The organism is Salinicola halophilus (genome assembly GCF_003206155.1).
Taxonomy (GTDB): domain Bacteria; phylum Pseudomonadota; class Gammaproteobacteria; order Pseudomonadales; family Halomonadaceae; genus Salinicola; species Salinicola halophilus.
The window spans coordinates 136,212-154,498 of sequence record NZ_PZJV01000002.1; the positions used below are offsets into that span (position 1 = coordinate 136,212).

An 18,287-nucleotide genomic window follows, 5' to 3' on the forward strand; every position below is an offset into this window, starting at 1 on the left:
CGTAATGAATGCAAAAAACAGTGAATGACGGTGCCGTTGCCGTCGTCTCCACTCGCCGTTCGCGACGCCTTCCCAGGAGAGACCCCATGCTGACGCTCGATCGACACCCCTCCGGCCGTCACTTCCTGCAGATCCCCGGGCCGTCGCCGGTGCCGGACCGAATTCTGCGGGCAATGAGCCTGCCCACCATCGATCACCGCGGCCCGGAGTTCGGCGAAATCGGACTCGAGCTGCTGGGCAAGATTCAACGGATCTTCAAGACCGAGCATCCGGTAATCATCTATCCCGCCTCGGGGACCGGGGCGTGGGAGGCGGCGCTGGCCAATACGATGAGCCCGGGGGATGCGGTGCTGATGTTCGAGACCGGTCACTTCGCCTCGCTCTGGCGACAGATGGCGCGGCGATTGGGGCTCGAGCCGGAATTCATCGAGCTGGACGAGGCCCAGCGCTGGCGCTACGGGGTACAGGCGGACCGAATCGAGGCGCGCCTGCGCGAGGATCGCGAGCACCGGCTGAAGGCGGTCTGCGTGGTGCACAACGAGACCTCGACCGGGGTCACCAGCGACATCGCTGCGGTGCGACGTGCCATCGATGCCGCCGGTCATCCGGCGCTTCTGATGGTGGATACCATTTCGGGACTTGCCAGCGCCGACTATCGCCACGACGAGTGGGGCGTCGACGTCACCGTCTCCGGCTCGCAGAAGGGGCTGATGCTGCCGCCGGGCATCAGCTTCAACGCGCTCTCGCCGAAGGCGATGGAGCGGTCCAAGCGGGCGACGCTACCGCGAAGCTTCTGGGCCTGGGACGAGATTCTCGCTGCCAACGCCACGGGCTACTGGCCCTATACCCCCAATACCAATCTGCTCTACGGCCTCAACGAGTCGCTGGACATGCTGCTCGACGAGGGGCTCGACAATGTCTTTGCCCGTCACGAGCGCTGGGGCGAAGGGGTCCGCCGGGCGGTCCACGCCTGGGGGCTTGCGATCCAGTGCCAGGAGCCCGCGCTCTACTCGCCGGTACTCACCGGCGTGGTCATGCCGGAAGAGATCGATGCCGATCAGGTTCGTCGCACGATCTACGAGCGCTTCGATCTCTCGCTGGGTACGGGGCTTGGGCGCGCCAAGGGGCGGATGTTCCGTATCGGCCATCTCGGCGACTGCAACGACCTCACCCTGATCGCCACGCTCGGCGGCTGCGAGGCCGGGCTCAAGCTCTGTGGCGTCGAGCTGTTCGGCAGCGGGATGCAGGCCGCCCTCGAGTTCTTCGCCGACAACCCCGCTCCGGGGACGCCGGCCAACCCCAACGCGTCGCGCGATCGCTAGGGAGTGCCCATGAACGTCATCACCCAACGGCCGACGCCTTCGGGCAGCGCCCCATCGGACACTGCGACCTCGGCCAGCGCCACGCTGGAGACGCTAGAGCGGCGGCTGCGTCGTGAGCTCCGTGGCGAGGTGGCGTTCGACGTCGGTGCCCGGGGCCGCTACGCCACCGACGCCTCCATCTATCAGATGATGCCGCTCGGCGTGGTGGTGCCGCGGCATCAGGAGGATCTGGCGCTGGCGCTGGAGATCGCCCGCGAGGCGGGTGTAGCAGTGCTGCCGCGGGGTGGCGGAACGAGTCAGTGCGGCCAGACCGTCAACGAGGCACTGGTGATCGATACCAGCCGCTGGCTCACCGGGATCGGCAATCTCGACCTCGACGCGCGTACGGTCGAGGTGGAGCCCGGCGTGGTACTCGACCATCTCAACGCCTGGCTCAAGCCCCACGGGCTCTGGTTTCCGGTGGACGTGTCGACCTCGGCGCAGTGCACCCTCGGCGGCATGGCCGGCAACAACTCCTGCGGCTCCCGATCGATCCGCTACGGCAACATGGTCCACAACGTCGCAAGCCTCGACGCCACGCTGGCGGACGGTCGCGACGCCCGCTTCGGCTATCTCGACGAGATCGCCCCTGGCTCGCCGCTGAGCGGACTCGCCGACTCGGTGATCGCGATCGCCCGGCGGGAGGCGACGGCGATCCGCGAGCACTATCCGCAGGTACTTCGCCGCGTAGGCGGCTATAACCTCGACTTTCTCGACTGTCGCAACCCCATCCCCTACGACGCCGCCGGGCGCGCCAACCTGGCGCATCTGCTGATCGGCTCGGAGGGGACGCTGGCGTTCACGCGCCGGTTGACGCTGAAGCTCTCGCCGCTGCCGGTTCACAAGGTGCTCGGCGTCATCAACTTCCCCACTTTCTACCAGGCGATGGACATGACCCAGCACATCGTCGCGCTGGGGCCGGCGGCGGTGGAGCTGGTGGACGGCACCATGATCGAGCTGGCGCTGGAGAATCCGGCGTTTCGCCCCACCGTGGAGAAATCCCTGATCGGCCGGCCGGATGCGCTGCTGCTGGTGGAGTTCGCCGGTGAAAACCACGACGAGCAGCGGGTGCAGCTCGCAAGGCTCGAAGAACTGATGGGGGATCTCGGCCTGCCCGGTAGCGTCGTCGGGTTGACCAGCGCGAGCGAGCAGGCGGCGCTCTGGAACGTGCGCAAGGCGGGGCTCAACATCATGATGAGCATGAAGGGCGACGGTAAGCCGGTCTCCTTCATCGAGGACTGCGCGGTGCCGCTGGAGCATCTGGCCGAGTACACCGATCAGCTCACCGAGGTCTTTCGTCGACACGGCACCGAGGGTACCTGGTACGCCCATGCAAGCGTCGGCACGCTGCACGTCAGGCCGATCCTCGATATGCGCCGTGGCGGGGCCGAGCACATGCGCGCCATCGCCGAGGAGGCCGCGGCGCTGGTGCGTCGCTACAAGGGCGCCTACTCCGGGGAGCACGGCGACGGTATCTGCCGCGGCGAGTGGATCGCCTGGCAGTTCGGCGATGCACTCAACGCCGCCTTCGGCGAGATCAAGCGACTGTTCGACCCCGACAACCGCTTCAATCCCAACAAGATCGTCGATCCGCCCAAGATGGACGACGCGCGCCTTTTCCGCTTTCCCAGCGATCACCGGATCATCCCCGTCGCCACCGAACTCGACTGGTCCGCCTGGAACGTCACCCGCGACCCGGCGAGTGGCGAGCAGGGGGCGCCGGGCAGCGGCGGCGATCCGGCCCACGGCCTCGCCAAGGCGGTGGAGATGTGCAACAACAACGGCCACTGCCGCAAGTTCGACGCCGGTACCATGTGCCCGAGCTATCGCATCAGCCGCGACGAGCGCCACGTCACCCGCGGGCGAGCCAATACCCTGCGCCTGGTGCTCTCCGGCGCGGTCGGGGAGGAGGGCCTCGCCAGCGACGAGGTCGCGGAAACCCTCGATCTCTGCGTCTCCTGCAAGGGGTGCAAGCGCGACTGCCCGACCGGCGTCGACATGGCCAAGTTCAAGATCGAGGCGCGCGCGGCGCGGCTCAAGGTGAAGGGCCTCGGGCTGCGCGAGCGCCTGGTCTCGGCGCTGCCGCGCTACGCGCCGTGGATGCGCGGCGTCGGCGGCGTCGGCGGCGTCGGCGGTCTCGCCGCGCGTCTGGAGCGCGTTGCCTGGCTCGGCGGGCGGGCCAAGCGCGCCCTCGGCTTCGCCGAGGCGCGAACGCTGCCGGTCTTCGGCGGCGACTTTCTCCGCGCGGCAGGGCGGGAAGCGCGCGCCGCCGGTGACGGCTCACTCGGCTCTCGAGCCGGCGATACCCCGGCGGGCGAAGTGCTGCTGTTCGTCGATACCTTCAACAACTACTTCGAGCCTGACAATGCCCGTGCCGCCCGGCGAGTACTGGAGGCGGCGGGGTATCGGGTCCATCTCAACCGGCGCAAGCGGACGCGACCGCTCTGCTGCGGGCGGACCTATCTCGCCGCCGGGCGCGTGAGCGAGGCGAAACGCGAGGCCGAGCGCACCCTGGAGGCGCTGATGCCCTACGTCGAGCGGGGCGTGAAGATCGTCGGCCTCGAGCCGTCTTGCCTGCTGACGCTACGTGACGAGTTTCTCCATTACGGCTTCGGCGCGCAGGCAGAGCGTCTGGCCGCGGCGTCCCAGCTTTTCGAGGAGTTTCTGGTCGCCGAGCGCGAGGCGGGGCGGTTCGCTCTCGATTTCGCGCCGCTCGCCGTCTCCCGGGCGCGGATACACGGCCACTGCCACCAGAAAGCGTTCGATGCGTTCTCGCCGGTGATGACCGTGCTCGGCTGGATTCCCGATTTCGAGGCCACGCCCATCGTCTCCTCCTGCTGCGGGATGGCGGGGAGTTTCGGCTACGAGGCGGAACATTACGAGGCCTCGCAGCAGATGGCGGAGCTTTCGCTGCTGCCGGCGATACGCGAGTCTGCCGAAGACGTCTGGATCGTCGCCGATGGCACCAGCTGTCGCCATCAGATTCGCGACGGCGCCGCTCGCGAGGCGCTTCATGTCGCACGGATACTCGAAGCCGCCCTGCCGGCGTCGTGAGCGCTCGCCGGCGTGGGGTAGGCCGCGGGACCGCGCCAGAGCTGTCAATCGCCAACCAAAATCGCTAGCCTGAACTCGATGCCGGTCGTCACCGACGCCCGGCATTCGCGCGTCTGGCAACCGACGTCGGCGACGCTCGAAGAACTGACTGACCCCGACGCCATGCCTGCGCTAACGACAACAATAGCGATAGGGCGAACGGTTCATGAACAACCTCGGACTCGGCGATTTCGCCGTCATTGCGGTCTATTTCCTCATCGTCACCGCCATCGGCTACAAGACGGCGCGCGGACGCACCACACCGGACGAGCTGTTTCTGGCCGGGCGCACGCTCGGGCCGATGGCGATCGGCTTTTCGCTGTTCGCCTCCAACATCTCCTCGGACACGCTGATCGGCCTGCCGGGGGCGGCGTATCAGCACGGTATCTCGGCGGCCAACTACGAGTGGATGGCCGGGGTGGTGCTGATGTTCGCGGCGATCTTCGTGCTGCCGGTGCTGATGCGGGCCCGCGTCACCACCATGCCGGAGCTGATGGAGCGACGCTTCGACTCCCGGCTGCGCAAGTATCTCTCGGTGATCACGCTCTTTCTCTCGATCATCCTGGATACCGCCGGCACGCTCTACGCCGGCGGGCTGATCGTCACGACCTTCATCCCCGGCACCAACCTGTGGCAGGTGTGTGCGCTGCTGGCGCTGTTCACCAGCGTCTACACCGCCTTCGGGGGACTCAAGGCGGTGGTCTACACCGACGTGCTGCAGGCGGTGGTGCTGATCGGCGGCTCGGCAGCAATGACCTGGATCATCTTCGGCGAGTTCGACCACAGCTGGAGCAACGTCAAGGAAGCGGTGAGCCCCGAGCGACTCTCGCTGATCCGTCCCCTCGACGATCCGAGCGTGCCCTGGCTCGGACTCATTACCGGCGTGCCGATCGTCGGCTTCTACTACTGGGCGATGAACCAGTACGTGGTGCAGCGCCTGCTCGGGGCGCGGGACATCCGCGCCGCCGGACGCGCCTCGATCTTCGCCGCCGCGCTCAAGCTGCTGCCGATCTTCATCATGACGATCCCCGGGGCGATGGTGGTGCCGCTGCTGCCGGGGCTCGAGCATCCCGATCAGGTCTATCCCACCATGGTGGCGGAGTTCACTCCCGTGGGACTCACCGGGCTGATCCTGGCGGGACTCATCGCCGCGCTGATGTCGACGCTCTCCTCGACCCTCAACGCGTCGGCGACGCTACTCACCGTGGACTTCATCCAGCCGGCGCGACCCAAGCTGAGTGACGCCGAGCTCGCCAAGTGGGGGCGTATCTGCACCTTCGGGCTGGCGGCGATCGCCGCGCTCTGGGGGCCGATGATCCAGTACTTCTCCGGTCTCTGGACCTACCTGCAGCAGGTGTTCGCTTTCGTCGCCTCGCCGTTGGTAGCGACCTTCCTCATGGGACTCTGGTTCAAGTCGCTGGGCCCCTCGGCGGCGCTGCGCGGGCTGGGGTGCGGTCACGCCCTGAGTGCGGTGCTGTTCGTGCTGGTGGAGACCGGGGTGCTGCCGATCCACTTCACCATCATCGGCGGCATTCTGTTCGTCGCCACGGCGCTTTTCACCGCGCTCTGGGCCAGGTTGCTGGGCACTCGCGACACGCCGGCGCCGGGTGATGCGCGCATTGCGCTGCTGGCCAAAGAAGGATTGGAGCGGGTGCCGCGGGATGTCATGATCGGCATCGTTATCGTCTCTGTCCTGACCGCGGCCATCGTCTATGTGCTGCGGTAGTGACCGTTCACCCGCGAGGAATTTTCCGCCATGGATGTCATCCGTCTCGCTATCGTCGGCTACGGCAAGATCGCCCGCGATCAGCATCATCCGGCCATCGACGCCAACGACAGCTACCGCCTGAGCGCGGTTGCCAGCCGTAACGCCGAGGTCGCCAACACCGCCAACTTCGAGTCGCTCGACGCGCTGTTGAAAGCGGGGCCGACGATCGACGCGGTATCCCTCTGCACCCCGGCGAGCGTGAGAACCGCCCAGGCGCGGCTGGCGATGGCCCACGGCAAGCACGTGATGCTGGAGAAGCCGCCGGGGGCGACGCTTGCGGAGATCGAGACGCTGCGCGAGGACGCCCACCGCTGCGGCGTGACGCTGTTCGCTAGCTGGCACTCCCGCCACGCCTACTGCGTGGCGCCGGCGCGACGCTGGCTCGCCACGCGCAAGATTCGCCGCGTCGACATCGAGTGGAAGGAGGACGTTCGCGTCTGGCACCCGGGGCAGGCGTGGATCTGGGAGCCGGGCGGTATGGGCGTGTTCGACCCCGGCATCAACGCGCTCTCCATCGTCACCGCGATTCTGCCGCGGCCGTTCCATCTCACCGACGCCGAACTCCAGATGCCGGGCAACTGCCAGACGCCCATCGCCGCCTCGCTGGACTTCGTCGACGGCGTCAACATGCCGATTCACGCCGAGTTCGACTTCCGCCAGACCGGAACGCCGCCGATCTGGGAGATTCACGTCGAGACCGACGAAGGGCGCCTGACCCTCTCCGAAGGCGGCAGCCGGCTCTCCATCGACGGCGAGGAAGTGGACGCCGGCCCGGACGTCGAATATCCCGGGCTCTACGAGCGCTTTGCCTCACTGATCCAGAAAGGCGAGTCCGATGTCGACGTCGCCCCCTTCCGCCACGTCGCCGACGCGCTGATGCTGGGTCAGCGACGCACGGTGGAAGATTTCATCGAATAACGGGTCTCGACGCTGCGCTGGCGACAGCGCAGCTCGGAACGAAAAACCGCGACACGGTCGCGGTTTTTTTGTGTGCCCAAGTCAGGCTTCTCCTGCGGCTCGCGGCTCGCGGCTCGCGGCTCGCGGCGTCAGCCGCTCATCGCCCGGGGAAGATAGAGCACGATCTCCGGCACCAGGCGCATCAATACGATGGCGGCGAGCATCAGCAGGAAGAACGGCAGCGTCGCCTTGGCGATGGTGAAGATGTTCTTGCCCGTCAGCCCCTGGATCACGAACAGGTTGAAGCCCACCGGCGGCGTGATCTGCGAGATCTCCACCACGATCACCAGATAGATGCCGAACCAGATCGGATCGATGCCGGCGGCGTCGATCAGCGGCATGACGATCGACGTCACCAGCAGGATCAGCGAGATGCCGTCGAGAAAGCAGCCCAGCACCAGCAGAAACAGCGTCAGCACGATCAGCAGAACATTCGGCGACAGACCCAGCTCGCCAATCGCGGTGGCGAGCTGCGCGGGTAGCTGGGTGAAGCTCATCGCCGAGGAGAGAAACGACGCGCCGGCGATGATGAAGGCGATCATGCAGGACGTTCTGAGCCCCGCGAACATCGATTCCAGAAAGATTCCGCGGTCGAAGTGGCCGTTGAGTCGGGCGATCAACATCGACAGCACCACGCCGATGGCCGCGGCCTCGGTGGGCGAGGCGACGCCGCCGTAGATGCTCCCCAGAATGCCGCCGATCAGTGCCAGCAGCGGCAACAGCTGCCAGCTGTGACGAATCTTGTCGGCGAGCGACAGCGTCGGCTCGGCATGGCCCGCGCCGCCGTTGCGGCCGGCGGTCAGCGACCAGATCACCAGATAGCCCATGAACAGCCCGAGCAGCAGCACACCCGGGCCGACCCCCGCCATGAACAGCCGCGAGATCGACTGCTCGGTGACCACGCCGTAGACGATCATCATGATCGACGGCGGAATCAGCAGCCCCAGCGTGGAGGCGCTGGCCAGCGTGCCCACCGCCAGCGTCTCGCTGTAGCCGCGGCGTTCGAGTTCCGGCAGCGTCATCTTGCCGACCGTCGCGCAGGTGGCGGCGGAGGAGCCGCAGACCGCGGCGAACAGGCCGCTGCCGATGATGTTCGAGTGCAGCAGACGCCCGGGGATTCGGTTCAGCCAGGGCGACAGCGCGCGGAACATGTTGTCGGCGAGGCCGGAGCGGAAAAGGATCTCGCCCATCCACACGAACATGGGTAGCGCGGTGAGATCCCAGCCGTAGCTGGCGCCCCAGAAATCCGAGGCGAGAATGGGGCCGACATCGAAGGTCGTGAACGCGCTCAGCGCGATCCAGCCGGTGCCGAGCAGGGCGAAGGCGATCCAGACGCCGCCGCCGAGCAGAACGGCGAGCGTCGAAAGGGTGGCGAGACTGAGCGTCAGCACGGGCGGGCACCTGCAACGATAGGAGAAGGGAAGGCGCCAGAGCGCAGCGGCGCGGTAGTGGCGTTCGGGAGTCGCGTCGCCGGCATCATCCCTCTCCGCTCAGGTCGTGGCTGTCGCCGGGCGGCGAGAAACGCGATGGGGCGACGACGGCCTGGTGCAGCGTGCCGATGAGCGCCTCGAGCAGCGCCAGGCAGAGCAGCAGCAGCCCGACGACCAGCACCGATTGGGGTATCCAGAGCGGAATCGCCAGCAGCCCGGCGGAGACATCACCGTACTCGAGGCTTTCGTTCACCAAGCCGACGAGCTCCCAGCTCAGTAGCACCGTGAGCGCCAGCGAGACCGCCAGACAGGCGACTTCGCTCCACACCCGAATGCGAGGCGCGAGCTTCGAGACGATCAGCGTGACCCGGATGTGGGCGTGATGACGAAAGGTGTAGGCGAGGCTGAGAAAGGTCGCGCCGACGAGCAGATAGGCGGCGATCTCCGACACGCCACTGATTTCATAGCCGAGCCGCCCGGCGCCGAAAGCCACCAGCCCCGCATCGAGGCAGCGCAGCAGCACCTGGGCGGTGACGAGGGCGCAGATCGCCATCATGCAGACGGCCGCACCCCACGCCCCGAGCCGATAGAGGGGGTCGAATCGATACGTCATGAGAGACTCCGCGCTGAGTGAGCGGGTGGGAGCGGCGCCCCGGCCGGGAAGTCAGGGCGCGCTCGGCGGCGTTACTGGGACTGACGCTCGCGGTAGCTCTCGATCAGCGCTTCGGCCTGATCCCCGGCGCGCGCCTGCCACGCCTCGAACAGCGTGTCGCCGGCGGCGTTGAGGTCCGCCTGCAGGGTCTCGCTCGGTTCGCTGACGCTGACACCGTGGGATTCGAGCGCTTCGCTGCTTTCGGTGCCGTCCTCACGGCTCATCTCCCAGCCGCGGCGCTCGGCCTCGGCGGCGGCGTCGAGCACGGCCTGCTGGGTCGCCTCGTCGAGGCGGTCGAATTCGCGCTGGTTGACGAAGACGATGTTCTTGGGCAGCCAGAGCTTGGCGTCGCTGTAGTGCGAAACGTAGTCCCAGGCGGCCATCGAGTTGCCGGTGGAGACCGAGGTGATCATGGCATCGACGCGCCCCGTACTGAACGCCGTGGGAATGTCAGCCTCTTCGGTCTGGGTGGGAATGCCGTCGAGGTTCTCGACGAAACGCTGGGTGTTGATGTTGGGCGCACGCACGCGCAGCCCCTCGAACTGCGAGGCATCGGTGAGTTCGAAGTCGGTATAGATGCCCTGGGCCGGCCAGGCGACCGCGTAGAGCGGCATCAATCCCTCGTCGGCGAACAGCTCGGTGATGATCGGTTTGGACGCCTGCCACAGATCGAAGGCGTCTTCATAGCTGGTGGCGAGCCCGGGGAGGGTGTCGACTTCGTAGATCGGCGACTCGTTGGAGAGCGTGGAGAGAAATATTTCGCCGGCCTGCACCGTACCGCGGCGCACCGAGGGTTTGATCTCGGCGTGGCTGATCAGCGAGCCACCGCTGTGAACGTTGATCGTCAACTCGCCATCCGTGGCCTCGGCGACGTCTTCGGCGAACGCTTGGGTGTTCTGCGTGTGGAAGCTGGCATCGCCGTAGGGCGTGGCCAGGTTCCACTGGGCGGCGCCGGCCGATGTCGCAAGCGTGAGTGCGCTGGCCGTCAGCCCGCAGATCAGGGGAAGGTGTCGCATCGTATCGCCCTCGAGTTGTTGTTGAGTGAGGCGGTTGGAGTGCTGTTGCGCCGGGCGTCGTCTCCATGGGAGTCGACGACCGGCGCCGCAATCATTCTTCGGGGACGGCGTCGATCAGGTCAAATCGTTAATTCTTATGTCGAGTATCGGTCAAGACTTTCACCCGCGGGCACGGGTCGCCCACGCGGTGGGCGTCGGCGTATCGGGTCGCGCACGCCTGCGCCAGCTGAGTCACCCGGTGACAGAAGCTGGGATAGTTGCTGGTACGCCAGATCGCGTCGTAGACCATCGCCGGTAGCGGCACCGGCAGGTCCAGGCGCAATAGCTCGCCCCGCTCGCACGCATCGGCGACGGTGGAGATCGGCAGCGAGCCGATGCCGACGCCATCGACGGTCATGCGTACGATCGTCATCAGCGTGGTGGCGCAGTGGATCTTGGGGTCGTCAACCCCTCGCTCGGCGAGGTAGCTCACCAGCTCGCCGTAGGGGCGAGCGAGGCGACTGAAGGAGACGAAGGCGAAGCGCGACAGCGCCTCCAGGTCGCCGTCCCCTAGCGCCCCGACCAGCGAGGGCGCGATGAACAGCCCCATCTCGTAGGTCGCCAGCGGCAGCTGCTCGACGCTCAGATGCGAGGGCGCGCCGTCCATGGCGAAGATCATGTCGAGGTCGTTGTCCGCCAACCGTTGGTGCAGCGCCGGCGAGATATCGACGGTGAGCTCGATGGTGATCGCCGGGTAGCGCTCGGCGAGCTGCGTCAGAAAATCGCTGAACCAGCTGTGGGCGATGGTCTCGATCACCCCCAGGCGTAGCGTGCCCGAGAAGTCATCCTGGTTCTGGAAAAGGCGCAGCGCCTCGTCGCGATTGTCCAGCAACCGCTCGGCGTGCGCGTAGAACTCGCGACCGCGCAGCGTCGGCCGGACCGGGCGGGCGGAGCGCTCGAGCAGCGACTCGCCGACTGCGGCTTCCAGGCGCGTGATGCGGTCGGAGATCGAGGGCTGCGTCAGGTGCAGCCTCGTCGCGACCTTGCGAAACGAGCCCAGCCTGACCACCCAGACGAAGGCCTCGAGCTCCTTGAAATCGAACATCCTGTCTCTCCTGCGCCTTGGCGATGAGGAAGTTTTCGATGCCGGGGCCGAGACGTCAAACGTCGTTGTCCGCGACACGGGCCTGGAACCCGAGATTCATCGCGACCGTCGATCGAGCCTCGACCTGAATCGGTCGTCGACGTCGAGCGGTCGTCGCGGAGCGGCGGCTTGGCGAAGAGACGCGGGTGGCGGGGTGAAAGGGTCCCCCGATATCGCGCATCGCCAAAAACGATTGGACCGGGCGGCGGCGACTTTCTTACATTGCCGGTGGTCCTTACGACACGAGCGCTGGCTCGTTCGACGTCGCCGCTAGCCCTTCGACGTCGCCGGTGGCCTTTCGACACCATCGGTGGCCTTTCGACATCGCCGGTGGCCCTTGGGCGCCGTCGGTGTCTCGATGTCGGCGAGGGCTTCATAACAACACTCCACGCCGCGAGGTGAATCGATGCGCGTTCCCCTGCTCAACTGCGACATGGGCGAGAGCTTCGGCAACTGGCCGCTCGGCCTCGACGAGACGGTGATGCCGTTCGTCGACTGCGCCAATATCGCCTGCGGCTTTCACGCCTCCGACCCGGACGTCATGCGTCGGACGGTGGCGCTGGCAGCGTCTCACGAGGTGCGCATCGGTGCGCACCCCGGCTATCCCGATCTGGCCGGTTTCGGTCGACGCTCGATGGCCTGTTCGCCGGCGGAGATCGAGAATCTGATGCTCTACCAGATCGGGGCGCTGGAGGCGTTCTGCCGGGTGGCGGGCACGCGTGTCAGCTACATCAAACCTCATGGCGCGCTCTACAACGACATGGCTCGAGATCCGGCACTGCTGCGTGCCGCCGTTACCGCCGTGGCGCGCTACGACGCTGACCTACCTCTCGTGACCCTGGCGACGGCGGACACCCGCGTCGCCCGCGAGATCGCCGACGAGCAGGGCGTGGCGCTGCTGTTCGAAACCTTCGCCGACCGCGCCTACGACCCCGAGGGGCATCTGATGTCGCGTCGGCTTGCGGGTGCCGTTCATCACGACGCCGAGGCGATCGTTGCACAGGCGGTCAAGCTCGCCCGCGGCGAGGCGCTCGTGGCGAGCGACGGCAGTGCGCTCGAGCTGACGGCGGATACGCTCTGCGTCCACGGCGACAACGCCGAATCGATCGCCGCCGTGAAGGCGATTCGCGAGGCCTTCGCAGCCCTGGAGTCGGCATGAGCGCGCCGCGGCCCCGAATCGAGACCGTCGCTTATGACACGCTGACGGTGCGTCTGTTCGAGGCGATCGACGAAGCGCACATGCCTTGGATTCTCGCCGCGGATGCGGCACTGCGTGAGCGCTTCGACGAGGCGCTGATCGATCTCGTGCCCTCCTACACCACGCTGATGCTGCACTACGACGCCCTGCGTCTCGGCCAGGCCGAGGCGCGAGCGATGATCGTCGAAGCGCTCGCCGATCTCGCGCCGGCGAGCGATCGGGAAGGGCGGCATCACGTCATTCCCGTCTGGTACGACGAGAGCGTCGGCCCGGAGCTCGTCACCATCGCCGAGCGACTCGGGGTCGAGCCGGCGGACGTCATTCGGCGCCACTGCGAGCGCGACTACTGCGCCTTCGCCCTCGGTTTCGCCCCCGGCTACGCCTTCATGGGGCTGGTCGAGGAGGCACTGGCCACGCCGAGGCTCTCGACCCCGCGTCAGCGCGTGCCGGCCGGCAGCGTGGGCATCGCCGAGCGTCAGACCGCGATCTACCCGATGCGCTCCCCGGGCGGCTGGAACATTCTCGGGCGCACGGCGGTCACCCTCTTCGACCGCTCGCGAGACGAGGCGAGCCTCTTCCGACCGGGCGACCGTGTTCGCTTCGAGGCGATCGACCGCGACACCTTCGTCGAGCAGGGTGGCGATCCGACACCGATGGAGGCGAGCTGATGGGCGCAGACGAATCGATCAACCAGGGCGAGCCAATGGCGGCGCAAGAGAAGGGCGCGACACTGATCGTTCGCGATGCCGGGGCGCTCGCGCTGGTGCAGGACGGCGGTCGCTTCGGCGTGCGCCATCTCGGGGTGACCCAGGGCGGGGCCGTCGACTGGGTCTCGCTGGGCTGGGCCAACTGGCTGCTCGGCAACGCCGTCGACGCCGCCGGCATCGAGATCACCCTCGGCGGTTTCGTCGTCGAGGTGCAGACGTCGACGACGCTGGCGCTCGCCGGTGGCGAGCTGGGAGCGACGCTCGACGGCGAGCCGGTGCCACCCCACACCCGCTTTCGCGTCGACGCGGGCCAGACGCTCGCCTTCGGTCAGGCGACATCGGGGCTTCGAGCCTACCTGGCGCTGCCCGGCGGCGTGGCGGCGACACCGTTCATGGGCAGCACGTCGAGCGTGATACGCGAGTGCCTCGGCGGACTCGACGGCGAGGGGCGGGCGCTGGCGGTCGACGACGTCATCGTCGCCGCGGGCCGCGAGCCGGCGGGCGAGGCGCGCGTCATCGAGACGCCGCCGCGCTTCACCGAAGAGACCGTTGACCTGGAGATGGTCCCCGGGGCGCAGATCGCGCAGTTCGACGGCGCCAGCGTCTTCGCCACGTTCAACGAGCGCTGGGAGGTGGACGCCCGCGCCGACCGCATGGGCGTGCGCCTGATCGGACAGGCGCTTCGCAACGGCGCCGGCGGCATGATCTCCGAGGGCATTCCGCTGGGGGCGGTTCAGGTTCCCCCGGACGGTCAGCCCATCGTGCTGCTCAACGACCGCCAGACCGTGGGCGGCTACCCAAGGCTGGGCGCGCTGACGCCACTGGCCTGCGCGCGGCTGGGCCAGTGCCCGCCGGGTACCCAGCTACGCCTGGTACCGGTATCGCCGCATCGGACGCGGCGACAGATGCAGGCACAGTTCGCCCGCTGGCGTTGATCCGGTGCGCCGCTTCAGCTCCCGCTGTCGGCCCGGCGCATCGGCATGCGATCGATCGTGTCGTAGATCTGCTGTAGATCGACTTGACCCCGCTGCTGGACTTTCTTGCCGCCATCCTTGCCGACCAGCACGAGCGTGACGCCCTGGTCGGCCTCGACGTCGAGAGCATCGAGCAGCGCCTGCGTCTCGTAGGGTGTCATGGGTTTGCCATGGCGCATTCCCTCACCGCCTTCGACGGTGTAGAGCATCATCTCCCGGTCGCGAAACTGGGATTCGGTTTGCGCCAGCTGCTCGCGCAGTGCCCGATAGGCGGGCGCGTCGGCGCTAGGTGTTATCAAGACTAGCGGGCGAAACTGCCATTTGTCGGTGATCAGCGGATTGGCGGCATTCGCCCGCTGATCGGCGGTCTGGGCCTGCGCATTGCCGATGCCGAAAACTCCAACGGCCAGAGCGGCCAGGATCAACCAGCGCTTCATTGACGCTCTCCTTAGTATGGGGGCTCGGGGTTCGAGGTGTCATCTGCCTATCCGGACAGGCGAAGAAGGCGGTACGCCCCGTCGATGGCGCCTCACGCTCCGGTCTGCCGGTATCAGGTTAGCGCCTTTGAAAGAGATCGTGGCGGGGTTTTCCGGCATCGAAACGCGTATCGCAGACGACGACGCTCGAGACGCGGTAACGCACTGAATCGGCGTCGATCGCGCGGGGTTTTTGCGTCGTCGCGCATCGTTAAGGCAACATTAAATTGCCTAGCGATACATTTTCGTGGGAACTCTCGCGCTCAAGCGGCATCCCACGGGGGGCAATACGTAAAATTGAGATTTGGAGGCATCATGCAAAGGATCACGGCACTAATCGCGGCAGCGACCATGACGGCAGGCATCGTCAGTGCACCGGCCATGGCTCAGGACACGGCCAACGGCGGCGCGCAGACGCAGAGCCAGGGCGCCGCGGCCCAGAATTTCTCCGACGAGCAGCTTCAGCAGTTCGCCGATGCCTCGCAGGAAATCGCCGCAGTCTCGCAGGATTACACCGAGCAGCTGCAGAACGCCTCCGGTGACGAAGAGCAGCAGGAGATTCGTCAGCAGGCCAACGACGAGATGGTTCAGGCCGTGCAGGACAGCGGCATGAGCGTCGAGCAGTTCAACTCGATCGGTCAGGCGATCCAGCAGGATCCGCAGCTGATGCAGCGCGTGCAAGGCATGGCGCAGCAGTAAGCGCAGGTCTCGGCGGGTAGAGGGTCTTACCCGTCTCGCCAGCCTTGTTGGAAGCCAAAAAAATCGCCGGCACAAGCCGGCGATTTTTTCGTTGGAGCACTGTCTGGCGCTCGGCCTCGGCTCGACTCTCGATGAGTGAGCCTAGGGCAACTCAGTTGTCGTCGAGTGCTTCGCCAGCGTCCTTGAGCAGGCTGGACGTTGCCGCCTTGGTATCGTTCCAGGCGCTATTGGCGTTCTGCTTGGTATTTTCCCAGGCATCGGCAGCGTCGTTCTTGGCGTGCTGCCACCAGTCGTTATCGTACTCGGGGCGCTGCTCGAGCTCGCTCTCGTCCATGTTCAGGAGAATACGGTACTCGAGATCGTCCAAGTCGTCGCCACGCTCGGTTTCAACCGTGAAATCGCCTTTCTCGACGACGAACTCGCGATCCCCCATGTCGAGCACGCCGCCGGCTTCGATCACCAGCGCCTGCACGCCCATGTCTTCGCCGAGCAGAATGTCTTCCACTTCACCGACTTCGTCATTCGGTGAGCTGGTGAGATAGACGTCGGCGTCCATCAGTTCTTCGGCGGAGTAGAGTCCTTGAACGTCCTGCTGGCTGCCTTCCTGCGCGACCGCGGTCTGGGTCATTGCGGTACCGGCGATCAGGGCGGCGCCAAACGTCTGCTTCCATGTCAGTGTGCGCATTCGATACTCCTGCCTTGCATTTGAGTTGATCTACAACTGCTTGTAATCCCACGAATTTACGCGGAGATCACTCTTTCAAGGTAGATGCTGACCACCGCTTTGCAAGCCGCCGCTGTCATGAAATGGTCTCATTCCATGACGAAGGCGAGCACGACGGGAACGTAGATCAAGGCCATCAGCGTCGAGCAGAAGACCAGACTGGCGACATACTCCGGCTCTCGGCGCGAGCGCTGGGCGAAGAGGTAGTTGTAGACCGCGACCGGCATGCTCATCTGAAGCGCGACGGCGCTGGCGGCGATGGGGGGAAGGTCGAGCAGTGTCGCGAATCCGAAGGAGAGCCCGAGCGCGATGGGGACGCGGCACAGCGTGAACAGCACGCCCGACGACAGACTCTTCACCTGAATGCTCGCCAGCGACACGCCAAGCGTGATCAGCATCAGCGGGATCGTCAGCCCCGAGAGAAGGTGGACCGTATTGTCCACCCAGGCAGGCAGCGAGGTGCCCGTCAGCAACAGCGTCAGCGACAGGGCGATGGCGTAGAGCGTCGGGTTTCGCGTCAGCGCTTTCCAGGGGCTGCCGCGTGAGGCGAGCGCCATCCCCACGGTGAACTGGATCAGCGCGTTGGCGACCCAGGCGGCCATGGCGAAGGTGAAACCGTAATGCCCGAACGCGTAGAGCGAGACCGGTAGCCCCATGTTGCCGGCGTTGGGGTACATCATCGGCGAAATGATGACGCGCCAGGATTTACCCAGCAGCGCCGCGACGCCGAAGCTTGCCACCGCCATTCCCGCCAGCACGAGAAAGGTGGCGATCAGGGTCCGCCAGAAGTCACCCGGCTCCACGTCGGCGTTCGCCAACGACGCCACCACCAGCGCCGGCGTGCCGATGTTGAAGACCAGCTTGGTGACGAACTCCGTCGGATAGGCGTAGCCGCAACGTATCCAGGTAAAGCCGATCCCCGCGCCGACCAGGACCGGAGCCATGACGGCGAAGAGTTGAGCGAACATGAAAGACCCCTAGCGGTGATGTGCGACGAAAGTCAAAAGCCGCATTGTCGTCAATCCCGCGGCGGCCTGGCAATGTCGAAGGTGTCGCATCACGCCCTGTCGCCCGCCACGTTCAGCACGATCCGCCCGTGATGATTGGCGCAGCTCTCGAGATAGCGATGCGCCTCGACGACCTCGTCGAAATCGAACTGCCGGTCGATCTGAGGCGCCAGATCGCCGCGCTCGGTCATGGCATCGATAGCGGCGATGGCGCGCTCGAGCACCGGTCGATTCTGGGGAATACCGATCTCGGGGCGGCCGCTGAAATTCGACAGGCAGTGGACGTGAAAGTGGATGTTCTTGTTGAACGCCGCCGTTGCCGGGAACGAGGTCTCGTTGCCGCCGAGCAGACCATAGAGCACGAGATCGCCGCCGGGGGCCACGACGTCTCCCAGCAGGCTCATCTGCGGCCCGCCAAGCGCGTCGAGCACCATGTCCACGCCGCGACCGTCGGTCAGCTTGTCGACCGCTTTGGCCAGATCCTGGGTTTCGGTGTGGACCACCGCTTCGGCGCCCAGGCCGCGGAGATAGTCGATGGCGCTATCGAACGGGGTCGCCGCGATCACTCTCACGCCGAGTGCCTTGGCGACCTGCACCGCGTAGGGGCCGGAGATGCAGCAGGCACCGGTGATCAGTACGCTCGCGCCGGGGGCGAGCGAGGCCACCTCGCGAAACGCCAGCCAGCTCAGCAGTGACGGCACATAGTGTACGCTGGCTTCGGTGGCCGTCAGGCAGGTCGGATAGCGGATCAGCGATTCGACGGGCAGCGGGGTTCGTTCGGCGTAGCTCGAATAGCGGTTGGGGTCGAAGGCGGGAATCGAGGCGACCCGGTCTCCCGGGGCGAAATCGTCGACGCCGGGGCCAGTGTCGATGACCACGCCCGCCATTTCGCTGCCGAGCCCGGCGGGTAGCTTGGCCTTGGTCGGGGCCATGTTGCGGCGCCAGAGCACGTCGAACCAGTTGATGCCGATCGCCTCGGGGGCGACGAGCACCTCGCCCTCGCCGGGGGCGGCAGTGTCGCGGTCGATGATGTCGAGGATCTCGGCGCCGCCAAAGCGTTGGAATTGTATTGCGCGGGACATCGTGCACCTCGGTCAGTACG

16 protein-coding genes are annotated in these 18,287 nt (G+C 66.4%); 8 read left to right on the forward strand and 8 right to left on the reverse strand.

All coding sequences use genetic code 11. The features are described from left to right. The first annotated feature begins 86 nt into the window (after positions 1–86). The 4 genes from DOM33_RS08370 to DOM33_RS08385 all read left to right on the forward strand — a co-directional run bounded on the left by DOM33_RS08370 (position 87) and on the right by DOM33_RS08385 (position 7,140). Positions 87–1,322 (forward strand): pyridoxal-phosphate-dependent aminotransferase family protein, encoded by a 1,236-nt coding sequence (locus DOM33_RS08370; RefSeq protein ID WP_110667843.1) that lies wholly within the window; start codon positions 87–89, stop codon positions 1,320–1,322. Positions 1,323–1,331: 9 nt separating this feature from the next. Next, a complete protein-coding gene (locus tag DOM33_RS08375) occupies positions 1,332–4,415 on the forward strand; it encodes an FAD-binding and (Fe-S)-binding domain-containing protein (RefSeq protein ID WP_110667845.1) in 3,084 nt (1,027 codons plus the stop codon). Positions 4,416–4,620: 205 nt separating this feature from the next. After that, entirely contained in the window at positions 4,621–6,180 is a 1,560-nt protein-coding gene (locus DOM33_RS08380; protein WP_110667847.1) for a sodium:solute symporter family transporter, read from the forward strand. A gap of 30 nt (positions 6,181–6,210) precedes the next feature. After that, on the forward strand, positions 6,211–7,140 hold the full coding sequence (locus DOM33_RS08385; protein ID WP_110667849.1) for a Gfo/Idh/MocA family protein: 930 nt from the start codon (positions 6,211–6,213) through the stop codon (positions 7,138–7,140). Positions 7,141–7,268: 128 nt separating this feature from the next. On the opposite strand, the gene DOM33_RS08390 is transcribed toward DOM33_RS08385, so the two are convergent. From DOM33_RS08390 to DOM33_RS08405, 4 genes are all read right to left on the reverse strand, one after another. After that, positions 7,269–8,570, reverse strand: coding sequence for a TRAP transporter large permease (locus tag DOM33_RS08390; protein WP_110667851.1), 1,302 nt, complete (start codon positions 8,568–8,570; stop codon positions 7,269–7,271). An 85-nt stretch (positions 8,571–8,655) separates the two neighbouring features. Continuing rightward, positions 8,656–9,222, reverse strand: coding sequence for a TRAP transporter small permease (locus DOM33_RS08395; RefSeq protein WP_110667853.1), 567 nt, complete (start codon positions 9,220–9,222; stop codon positions 8,656–8,658). A 71-nt stretch (positions 9,223–9,293) separates the two neighbouring features. Then, positions 9,294–10,277, reverse strand: a complete 984-nt coding sequence (locus DOM33_RS08400; protein ID WP_110667855.1) for a TRAP transporter substrate-binding protein — start codon at positions 10,275–10,277, stop codon at positions 9,294–9,296. A 127-nt stretch (positions 10,278–10,404) separates the two neighbouring features. Then, positions 10,405–11,361: a LysR family transcriptional regulator gene (locus DOM33_RS08405; RefSeq protein WP_110667856.1), complete on the reverse strand. Its 957-nt coding sequence runs from the start codon at positions 11,359–11,361 to the stop codon at positions 10,405–10,407. A gap of 445 nt (positions 11,362–11,806) precedes the next feature. On the opposite strand from DOM33_RS08405, the gene DOM33_RS08410 reads away from it, so the two are divergent. The 3 genes from DOM33_RS08410 to DOM33_RS08420 are packed head-to-tail and all read left to right on the forward strand — an operon-like array spanning position 11,807 to position 14,240. Beyond that, positions 11,807–12,559 (forward strand): 5-oxoprolinase subunit PxpA, encoded by a 753-nt coding sequence (locus DOM33_RS08410; protein WP_110667859.1) that lies wholly within the window; start codon positions 11,807–11,809, stop codon positions 12,557–12,559. Continuing rightward, positions 12,556–13,266 carry a 5-oxoprolinase subunit PxpB gene (gene pxpB, locus DOM33_RS08415; RefSeq protein WP_110667861.1) on the forward strand — a complete coding sequence of 237 codons (711 nt, stop codon included), beginning with the start codon at positions 12,556–12,558 and terminating at the stop codon, positions 13,264–13,266. Before DOM33_RS08410 ends, pxpB begins: the two co-directional genes overlap by 4 nt. Further along, positions 13,266–14,240: a 5-oxoprolinase subunit C family protein gene (locus DOM33_RS08420; RefSeq protein WP_239495306.1), complete on the forward strand. Its 975-nt coding sequence runs from the start codon at positions 13,266–13,268 to the stop codon at positions 14,238–14,240. The genes pxpB and DOM33_RS08420 overlap by 1 nt, the downstream gene beginning before the upstream one ends. 14 nt (positions 14,241–14,254) lie before the next feature. On the opposite strand, the gene DOM33_RS08425 is transcribed toward DOM33_RS08420, so the two are convergent. Further along, entirely contained in the window at positions 14,255–14,716 is a 462-nt protein-coding gene (locus tag DOM33_RS08425; RefSeq protein WP_110667863.1) for a DUF4174 domain-containing protein, read from the reverse strand. Positions 14,717–15,070: 354 nt separating this feature from the next. Between DOM33_RS08425 and DOM33_RS08430 the strand changes: the two genes are divergently transcribed. Beyond that, a complete protein-coding gene (locus tag DOM33_RS08430) occupies positions 15,071–15,454 on the forward strand; it encodes a DUF4168 domain-containing protein (RefSeq protein ID WP_110667866.1) in 384 nt (127 codons plus the stop codon). Positions 15,455–15,605: 151 nt separating this feature from the next. On the opposite strand, the gene DOM33_RS08435 is transcribed toward DOM33_RS08430, so the two are convergent. The 3 genes from DOM33_RS08435 to DOM33_RS08445 form a co-directional block, all read right to left on the reverse strand. Continuing rightward, positions 15,606–16,139: a PRC-barrel domain-containing protein gene (locus DOM33_RS08435; protein ID WP_110667868.1), complete on the reverse strand. Its 534-nt coding sequence runs from the start codon at positions 16,137–16,139 to the stop codon at positions 15,606–15,608. Positions 16,140–16,267: 128 nt separating this feature from the next. After that, a complete protein-coding gene (locus tag DOM33_RS08440) occupies positions 16,268–17,146 on the reverse strand; it encodes an AEC family transporter (RefSeq protein ID WP_110667870.1) in 879 nt (292 codons plus the stop codon). 89 nt (positions 17,147–17,235) lie between these two features. Further along, positions 17,236–18,267, reverse strand: coding sequence for a zinc-dependent alcohol dehydrogenase family protein (locus tag DOM33_RS08445; protein ID WP_110667872.1), 1,032 nt, complete (start codon positions 18,265–18,267; stop codon positions 17,236–17,238). Between the last annotated feature and the right edge of the window lie 20 nt (positions 18,268–18,287).